Here is a 2,705-nt window from a genome sequence, read left to right as displayed (position 1 = left end):
CCCCCCCCCCCCCCCCCCCCCCCCCCCCCCCCCCCCCCCCCCCCGCCGCCGGAGGGCGCGACCTCAGCTCGTCCGCACCGCCTGCGGCTCCTCCGACATCTGCTCGCGGTCCACGCGCGCAGCGCGCAGCCTCGACAGGATGACCGCCCCGAACGCGATGCCCGCCGCGATCACGGCGATCCCGATGCGCAGGGCGTGGTTGGCGTCCGCGGGCACGCTCAGCGCGACCACGGCGGGAGCGATGAGCACCGCGACCAGGTTCATGACCTTGAGCAGCGGGTTGATCGCCGGACCGGCCGTGTCCTTGAACGGGTCGCCCACGGTGTCGCCGACGACCGTCGCCTCGTGCGCCGGGGACCCCTTGCCGCCGTACGCGCCGTCCTCGACGATCTTCTTCGCGTTGTCCCACGCACCGCCCGAGTTCGCCAGGAAGACGGCCATGAGCACGCCCGCCCCGATGGCCCCCGCGAGGAAGCCCGCGAGCGGTCCGACGCCGAGCCCGAAGCCCACCGCGATGGGTGCGAAGGCGGCCAGGAGGCCGGGCGTCGCGAGCTCGCGCAACGAGTCGCGCGTGCAGATGTCGACGACCTTGCCGTACTCGGGGCGCTCGTCGTACGTCATGATCCCGGGGTGCTCGCGGAACTGGCGGCGCACCTCGTAGACGATCGCGCCGGCAGCGCGGGTCACGGCGTCGATCGCGAGGCCCGAGAACAGGAACACGGTCGCGGCGCCGAGGATCACGCCGACCAGGGTGATCGGCGAGATGATCGAGTAGTCGAGCATCGAGACGACGAGGCCGCCGGCCGGGTTCGTGATGTCCGCGAGCGCCCCGCCCACGGCGTCGGCGTACGACCCGAACAGCGCGGTCGCCGCGAGGACGGCGGTCGCGATCGCGATGCCCTTGGTGATGGCCTTGGTCGTGTTGCCCACGGCGTCGAGGTCGGTGAGGATCTGCGCGGCCTCCGGGTTGCCGTCACCGGCCTCGCCGACGGACATCTCGTAGATTCCTTGCGCGTTGTCCGAGACGGGCCCGAACGTGTCCATCGCGACGATCACGCCGACCGTCGTCAGGAGCCCGCAGCCCGCGAGCGCGATGAGGAAGAGCGACAGCCACACCGAGCCGCCCGCGATGAGGAAGACCCCGCAGATCGCTGCCGCGATGATGCCCGCGGTGTAGACCGCGGATTCGAACCCGACCCCGATCCCGGACAGGACGACCGTGGCCGCTCCCGTGCGGGAGGTGGCGGCCACGTGGAGGGTGGGCTTCGACGTCGTGCCCGTGAAGTAGCCCGTGACCCACAGGATGATGCCCGCCAGGACCACGCCGATGAGGACCGCGAGCGCCGCGACCACGCGCGGGTCGCTCGTGACGTCGCCCAGGTCCGCGGTGCCCGACAGCTCCGAGAACGACGACGGCAGGTACGCGAACGCCGCGACGCCCGCGAGGACCGCGCCGAGCAGCGCCGAGAGGTAGAACCCGCGGTAGATGGCCCGCAGGCCGTTCTCGCTGCCGCGCACGCGCGTGATGAAGACGCCCAGGACCGCGACGAACGCGCCGATGGCCGTGACTATCAGCGGGAAGACGAGCCCCTGCTCGCCCATCGCGGCCTTGCCGAGGATGAGGGCCGCGACGAGCATGACGGCGTACGACTCGAAGAGGTCTGCGGCCATGCCCGCGCAGTCCCCCACGTTGTCGCCCACGTTGTCCGCGATGGTCGCGGCGTTGCGCGGGTCATCCTCGGGGATCCCCTGCTCGACCTTGCCCACCAGGTCCGCACCGACGTCCGCCGCCTTGGTGAAGATCCCGCCGCCCACGCGCATGAACATCGCGAGCAGTGCAGCCCCGAACCCGAACCCCTCGAGCACAGCCGGAGCGTCCCCTCGGTACAGCAGCACCACGCCGGCCGCACCGAGCAGGCCTAAACCCACGACGGACATCCCCACCACGCCACCGGTCCGGAACGCGACGCGCGCCCCCTCGGCCCGTCCCCCGGGCCGGGTCGCGGCGGACGCGACGCGCACGTTCGCGCGCACCGCGAGCCACATCCCCAGGTAGCCGATGCACGCGGAGAACCCGGCACCGACGAGGAACGCGACCGACCGGCCCACCTTGATCCCGGCGTCGCCGGGCAGGAGGAACAGCAGACCGAAGACGATCACCGCGAACAGCGCCAGGGTCCGGAACTGCCGGTTGAGGTAGGCCGAGGCCCCCTCCTGGATGGCCTGGGCGATGTCCTGCATCTTCGCGGTGCCCTCGGGAGCGGCCAGTACCTGGCGTCTGAGGACGAACGCGAAGACGAGCGCGGCGAGGCCTATGGCCCCGATCACCGCGACGATCGTGAGACTGGTGGAGCTGAGCGTGAGCATCCGTCCTCCTTGACGACTGCTGGACCGGGGTCACCGGCTGGTCCTCCGGCACCCCCGGAGGATGCGCCCGAGTCTAGCCATGTGTGGCGTGCGTCACGAGACGTCGTGCGCGGCGTCGCGGAGCGGGCGTCGAGCCGTCTCGTCGTGGGCTCGCACGTGACGTAGCATGTGGAGACGTTCCAAGATTGGAATCCTTCAACTTTAGCCCGGAGCGCGACGTGACCGACCTGATCGACACCACCGAGATGTATCTGAAGACGGTCTATGAGCTGGACGAGGAGGGGATCGTCCCTCTGCGTGCGCGGATCGCGGAGCGGTTGGGTCATTCGGGTCCGACG

1 protein-coding gene and 1 pseudogene are annotated in these 2,705 nt (G+C 71.2%); one reads left to right on the top strand and one right to left on the bottom strand.

Translation table 11 applies throughout. The features are described 5' to 3' along the window. Positions 1–63 precede the first annotated feature (63 nt). Entirely contained in the window at positions 64–2,367 is a 2,304-nt protein-coding gene (locus H9640_RS18810; RefSeq protein WP_191792301.1) for a sodium-translocating pyrophosphatase, read from the bottom strand. A 218-nt stretch (positions 2,368–2,585) separates the two neighbouring features. On the opposite strand from H9640_RS18810, the pseudogene H9640_RS18805 reads away from it, so the two are divergent. Next, positions 2,586–2,705: pseudogene (locus H9640_RS18805) on the top strand (dihydrofolate reductase); the annotation flags it as partial.

Source organism: Oerskovia gallyi, from assembly GCF_014836745.1.
Taxonomy (GTDB): Bacteria; Actinomycetota; Actinomycetes; order Actinomycetales; family Cellulomonadaceae; genus Oerskovia; species Oerskovia paurometabola.
This window is presented reverse-complemented; position numbering and strand designations above follow the sequence as displayed.

Bases quoted from the DNA above. Each gene is read 5' to 3' on its own strand.
- H9640_RS18810 (WP_191792301.1), bottom strand. From the start codon at position 2,367: ATGCTCACGCTCAGCTCCACCAGTCTCACGATCGTCGCGGTGATCGGG.